This is a genomic window from Xanthomonas hortorum pv. cynarae, from assembly GCF_002939985.1.
Classification (GTDB): Bacteria; Pseudomonadota; Gammaproteobacteria; order Xanthomonadales; family Xanthomonadaceae; genus Xanthomonas; species Xanthomonas hortorum_D.
Genome location: NZ_MDFM01000048.1, coordinates 23,007 through 28,760, shown reverse-complemented (window position 1 = coordinate 28,760; position 5,754 = coordinate 23,007). Strand labels below are relative to the sequence as shown.

General features: G+C 65.8%; 6 protein-coding genes, 1 other RNA gene and 1 riboswitch. Of the genes, 2 read left to right on the top strand and 5 right to left on the bottom strand.

The window, feature by feature from the left end; translation table 11 throughout:
• Positions 1 to 315: 315 nt before the first annotated feature.
• The 3 genes from thiL to ribH all read right to left on the bottom strand — a co-directional run bounded on the left by thiL (position 316) and on the right by ribH (position 2,341).
• On the bottom strand, positions 316 to 1,290 hold the full coding sequence (gene thiL, locus XcyCFBP4188_RS21155; RefSeq protein WP_006452205.1) for a thiamine-phosphate kinase: 975 nt from the start codon (positions 1,288 to 1,290) through the stop codon (positions 316 to 318).
• A 110-nt stretch (positions 1,291 to 1,400) separates the two neighbouring features.
• A complete protein-coding gene (gene nusB, locus XcyCFBP4188_RS21150) occupies positions 1,401 to 1,880 on the bottom strand; it encodes a transcription antitermination factor NusB (protein ID WP_023902704.1) in 480 nt (159 codons plus the stop codon).
• Positions 1,877 to 2,341, bottom strand: coding sequence for a 6,7-dimethyl-8-ribityllumazine synthase (gene ribH, locus XcyCFBP4188_RS21145; RefSeq protein ID WP_006452210.1), 465 nt, complete (start codon positions 2,339 to 2,341; stop codon positions 1,877 to 1,879). The genes nusB and ribH overlap by 4 nt, the downstream gene beginning before the upstream one ends.
• 178 nt (positions 2,342 to 2,519) lie before the next feature.
• Here ribH and XcyCFBP4188_RS21140 point away from each other — a divergent pair.
• Positions 2,520 to 2,595: non-coding RNA, sX9 sRNA (locus XcyCFBP4188_RS21140), on the top strand.
• Between the two features lie 4 nt (positions 2,596 to 2,599).
• Here the strand turns inward: XcyCFBP4188_RS21140 and ribB are convergent.
• Positions 2,600 to 3,739, bottom strand: coding sequence for a 3,4-dihydroxy-2-butanone-4-phosphate synthase (ribB, locus tag XcyCFBP4188_RS21135; RefSeq protein ID WP_006452211.1), 1,140 nt, complete (start codon positions 3,737 to 3,739; stop codon positions 2,600 to 2,602).
• Positions 3,736 to 4,338, bottom strand: a complete 603-nt coding sequence (locus XcyCFBP4188_RS21130) for a riboflavin synthase (protein ID WP_006452212.1) — start codon at positions 4,336 to 4,338, stop codon at positions 3,736 to 3,738. Before XcyCFBP4188_RS21130 ends, ribB begins: the two co-directional genes overlap by 4 nt.
• A 162-nt stretch (positions 4,339 to 4,500) precedes the next feature.
• Positions 4,501 to 4,679: riboswitch (FMN riboswitch) on the bottom strand.
• A 217-nt stretch (positions 4,680 to 4,896) separates the two neighbouring features.
• Between XcyCFBP4188_RS21130 and XcyCFBP4188_RS21125 the strand changes: the two genes are divergently transcribed.
• The gene (locus XcyCFBP4188_RS21125; protein ID WP_006452213.1) at positions 4,897 to 5,520 is read left to right on the top strand and encodes an outer membrane beta-barrel protein; all 624 of its coding nucleotides are present in this window, start codon (positions 4,897 to 4,899) and stop codon (positions 5,518 to 5,520) included.
• Positions 5,521 to 5,754: the final 234 nt, after the last annotated feature.

The following is a 5,754-nucleotide window of genomic DNA, read 5'->3' as shown; positions in this document are numbered from 1 at the left end:
GGGATTGGGGATTGGGGATTGGGGATTGGGGATTGGGGATTGGGGATTGGGGATTGGGGATTGGGGATTGGGGATTGGGGATTGGGCAGGCGGCAGGCGGCAGGCGGCAGGCGGCAGGCGGCAAATTGGACCAGAAGAGTGGGCGGCATCGCTGCGTGCTTGTTGTGCTGCAGCCTGACTCGTGGCGCGTGCGCGCCGCACTTACGGGCCCGGCCCGCAAGTGGAAACAGCGTGCGCTTATCGTCTGGCTGATCCCGACCCGCAGACGTTGGCTGCGATGCAGCACGCCCGCGCAACGCCTCTTGCGCGAACAGCTCAGCCCACGAAGTGCTGATATCCGCGTTGCGGCGGCTGCCACAGGTTGCCGTTGGCGTCGTGGACCACCACGCCTGGCTTGGCGACGATCTGGCCGATGCGCGTCACCGCAACTCCGGCGAAGTCCATCGCCTGCACCACCGCGTCGCGGTGCTGGGCTGCGGCGGTGAAGCACAACTCGTAGTCGTCGCCGCCGCCGAGTTGCCAGCCGATGCAGTGCAGCGCGCTGATCCCGGCACTGCGTGGCATCGCCGGCAATGCCGCCAGCGCCAGCTGCGCGCCCACACCACTGCGTTCGCACAGATGGCCCAGATCGGCCAGCAGGCCGTCGGAGATGTCCACACAGGCATGCGCAAGCCCACGCAAGCGCAGCCCGGCTTGCACGCGCGGCTGCGGGCGCAGCAGGCGGCTGCGCCATTGCTCGTGCAACGGGTCGGCCGCCGCGCAGGTCACGTCCAGCTGGCCGGCTTGCCACAACGACAACGCCGCGGCGGCCTCGCCCGGCGCACCGGTCACCCACACATCGTCGCCCACGCGCGCACCATCGCGGCGCAACGCCGCGCCCGGCGGCACACTGCCGATTGCGGTCACCGCACACGACAACGGCCCGCGCGTGGTGTCGCCACCGACCAAGGCGATGGCATGCGCATCGGCCAGCGCAAAGAATCCATCGGCAAACGCGTCGACCCATTCGGCATCGTCGTGCGGCAACGACAACGACAAGGTGCACCATCGCGGCTGCGCCCCCATCGCGGCCAGATCGGAGAGATTGACTGCCAGCGTCTTCCAGCCCAGATCCTCGGCGCGCGTCTCGTGCGGAAAATGCACACCCGCGTTGAGCGTATCGGCGGTGATCGCCAGTTGCTCGCCTGGCGGCGGCTGCAGCAACGCCGCATCGTCGCCAATGCCCAACGGCACATCGGCACGCGCGGAGATGCGCGCGCGCAAGCGCGCAATCAGATCGAATTCGGGCATGGGGACGGGAATCGGGAGAAGGGAATCGGGAATCGCAAAGGCGCGTCAGGAGATGTCGGAAACGTTGCTCTTACGATTGCCCATTCCCGACTCCCCATTCCCGCGGCGCCTCAGGCGCCGCTCGCGCCCGACTCCACCTTGCGCCACTCCACCGACGCGCGATCCAGCACGCCGTTGACGTAAGTGTGGCCATGCTCGGAGCCGAAGCGCTTGGCGGTTTCGATCGCTTCGTTGATCACCACGCGGTACGGCACGTCCTGCCGATACAGCAATTCGTAGGCAGCCAGCCGCAGCACCGCGCGTTCGATCGCGTCGACCTCTTCCACGCCGCGATCCAGATACGGGGTCAGCGCGGTGTCCAGCTCGGCACGGTTGGTCAGCACGCCTTCGACCAGGCTTTCGAAATACGCCAGATCGGCCACTTCGTGCGCCTGCTCATGCGCAAACTGGGAGATCACCTGCTTGGCGAACCCACCGGAAATCTGCCACGCATACACCGCCTGCAAGGCACGTCGGCGTGCGCGCGAACGCAGCACCGGGTCGATGCCATCGCGACGGACGTGGCGGGCATGTCCACCGGGCTTGCTCATGGCAACAGCTCCATCAAATTGGTCAATTCCAGCGCTGCAAGTGCGCATTCTTCGCCCTTGTTGCCATGGCTGCCGCCGGCACGCGCCTCGGCATCTTCCACGCGCTCGACGGCGAGCACGCCATTGAGCACCGGCACGCCGGTCTGCAACTGCACGCTCATCAGGCCTTCGGCACACAGGTCGGCCACGTGTTCGTAATGGCGGGTGTCGCCGCGGATCACACAGCCCAGCGCGATGATCGCCGCGTGCTGGCCGGATTGCGCCAGACGATTGGCAGCGATCGGAATTTCCCAGGCGCCCGGCACGCGGACCACGTCGATGGCGTCCTCGCCGATGCCGTTGCCGGCCAGGCTCTGGCGCGCGCCGGTGACCAGCGCGTCGGTGATGCGGGCATTCCAACGGCTGGCGATGATCGCAAAGCGCGCGGTGGTGGGGCGGAGATCGCCTTCGTAGTGGGTCATGCGGGTCGGCAACTCGAGGGGGTGGGAAGTTTAACAGCTGCCGGGGCCTGGCCCGGCCGACGCGTGCAGACAAAGCCCGCCGAAGCAGACCCGGCCATGTGCCCCAGACGCGATATTGGAAGCGGGCAGCAAAGGCTGGCGTAGCCGGCAGATGGCGCGGTCGATGCTCGAAAACAGCAGGAACCGCTCGAACAACCCGGTTCCTGCGTAGCGTTCGCACCCACCTGACGGCAGTTCACTGCCTGCCGTCAGCCACACTCAGGGCAGCGCGGCCGCCGGCACCGAACGCACGCCTTCGCCGGCATGGCATTCCAGATACTCCACCACCTCCAGCCCGAACCCCGCCAACCCCACCTGGCGTCGCGGCGTGCCCAGCACGCGCAGCTTGCCCAGGCCCAGCTCGGCCAGGATCTGCGCGCCGGCCCCGTTGCGCCGCCACTGGCTGACGTCCTTGGCGTTGGTTGCGGCTTCCGGTTGCTGGCGCAACCGCGCCAACAACGATTCGCTGTCGCGCGGCGCCGACAGCACCACCATCACGCCCTGCCCTTCGGCGGCGATCGCACGCAGTGCATCGGTGGCCGCCACGCCGAAGTCATCGCGCTGCCAGTGCAGCAGATCAGCCAGCGGGTTTTCCACCTGCACGCGCACCAGTGTCGGGGTGTGCGGATCGGCGTTGCCGCGCACCAGCGCGAAGTGCAGATCGTGCGCGATGCGGTCGCGGTAGGTCACCAGCTTGAACGGCCCGAACTCGGTGGTGATCTCGCGTTCGTCCACACGCTCGACGGTGTGCTCGTTGGCCAGCCGGTAGGCGATCAGATCGGCGATCGAGCCCATCTTCAGCCCGTGCTCGCGCGCGAACACTTCCAGCTGCGGGCGGCGCGCCATGCTGCCGTCCGGGTTGAGCACTTCCACCAGCACACCGGCCGGCTCCAGCCCGGCCAGCATCGGCAGATCGCTGGCCGCTTCGGTATGGCCGGCACGGGTCAGCACGCCGCCGGGCTGCGAGATCAGCGGAAAAATGTGACCCGGCTGGCTCAGATCCTGCGGCTTGGCATCCGGACGCACCGCGGTGCGCACCGTGTGTGCACGGTCGTAGGCGGAGATGCCGGTGGTCACGCCTTCAGCCGCCTCGATGCTGACAGTGAAGTTGGTCTGGAATTGCGCGGTGTTGTTGCGCACCATCGGCGCCAGGCCGAGTTGCGCGCAACGCTCGCGGGTCAGCGACAGACACACCAGCCCGCGCGCGTGGGTCACCATGAAGTTGATGTCCGAGGGCTTGACCAGCTCGGCGGCCATGATCAGATCGCCTTCGTTCTCGCGGTCCTCGTCATCGACGATCACCACCATGCGTCCGGCGCGCAGTTCTTCGATCAATTCCGGAACGGGCGCGAAGTTCATGCCGCACCCCGCGTGCCGAGCAGGCGTTCGACATAACGCGCCACCAGATCGATTTCAAGATTCACCGCCGCACCGACTGCGGTCTGCGCAAACGCGGTATTGGCCACCGTGTGCGGAATCAACGCCACCTCAAAGCCGTCCTCGTCCACTTCATTGACGGTGAGGCTGACGCCATCGACGCAGATCGAGCCCTTCTTGGCGACATAGCGCAACACCGCCGGCGGCGCGGCAAACCGCCAACGCTGCGCACGCGCATCGCCATGCACCGATTGCACCTGGCCCAGACCATCCACATGCCCGCTGACCAGATGCCCGCCGAGACGATCGGTTGGACGCATCGCGCGTTCCAGATTGAGCAACGCGCCTTCCGGCAACGCGCCCAGCGTGGTCAGCGACAGGGTTTCGGTGGAGGCATCGGCCTGGAAGCTGCCGGCATCGAACGCAATCACGGTCAGGCACACGCCGTTGACCGCGATGCTCTCGCCCAATTGCACCGCTTCGAACGGCAGGCTGCCAGTGGCGAAGGTGAAACGCACATCGCCGCCTTGCGGCTGACGCGCAGCCAGATGGCCGACGCCTTCGATGATTCCGGTAAACATCAGCGGGCCTCCGTTTGCAGTGACAACGGAGCTAACGCAGTGCGGTGGAAAGTCGCGACGCAGCGCGACAGGTAATGCATGGACATAGTCGTTTCTCGCAAAAGTTGAGCGAAAAACGCCACAAGGCAAACAGGCGCGCGCACAGCCGCAAGGCTGCGCGTTGGCCGTCTTCTTTCATCCGGACTATACCGTCGGCCCCGGCATCGCACCGGATCTGCTGACCTTGCGCTTCAAGAGTTTCGCGTGGATTCGCGTAACTCCGGTGCGCAAGCGCTCGCGGGCTCGCACGCTTGCGCATGCCTACCGCCGGTGGGGAATCGCACCCCGCCCTGAAGACGTTCGTGAGTACCGGCGAACCGGCCAGCGCAGTCTAACAGGGCACCTTGGCGCGATGGCTGAGCGTTGGTTAAGGCCGGCAGGACACTGCGTCATGTCAGGGAATCCCCCATAGCCAGGATTGTGAAGGATCTGTTAAATTGCGCCCCGCGACGGGAGACGTCGCTCTTTCCACCCCGCAACGGGGCGGAGACACGGACATCAATTCGGAGAGAACACCCAATGCGTAACACCCTGATTCTGGCTGCCCTGCTGGCCGCCGCACCGTTTGCCGCGTCTGCTGAAGGCCTGAGCTACAGCTACGTCGAAGGCGGCTGGAACCGTACCGAAATCAACGTCAACGACGATTCGGACGACATCGATGGCGGCTACATCCGCGGCTCCTGGAAGATTGCCGAGCCGGTGTACGTGCTCGCCGGCTATCAGCGTGCCACCAAGGATTACAACCTCGGCGGCGGCTTCGAGATCGAAGGCACCCTGGAGCAGGCCACCGTGGGTATCGGCTACCGCCAGGAAATGACCGAGCGCGTCGAGTTCATCGCCGACATCAGCCTGCTGCGCAGCAAGGTCGAATCCGATCTGCGCCTGCGCGGCCGCTCGATCGACGATGCGTCCGACTCCACCAATCTGGGCTTCGCCAACCTGGGCCTGCGTGGCAAGCCCTCGCCGCGTACCGAAGCCTGGGTCAAGGCTGGCTACATCGACGGCAACGACGTCGACCAAGGCGAGTTCGTCGGCACCCTGGGTGGCCAGGTCAACTTCACCCCGACCTGGGGCCTGGTTGCCGAAGCGCAGTTCATCGACGACGCCAACCAGTACCGTGTCGGCGTGCGCGCAAGCTTCTGATCGGCGCGTCGCAGATGCACTTAAGGCCCCGCATGCGGGGCCTTTTTTGTGTGTGCAATTGAACGCATTGCGGGCAAAGAAATCCATCGTCAGGCGTATTAGAGCAGCAGCGGTGTTGATGCTTTAGAGCGGCTAGCGATGCTTCTTGAATGCTATATCGATGGCGGTAAACGGGTAGATCAACGTCTGGTCGGTCGAGGGCGCGGTGCCCTCGCCGCTCGCGGGACACGCCGC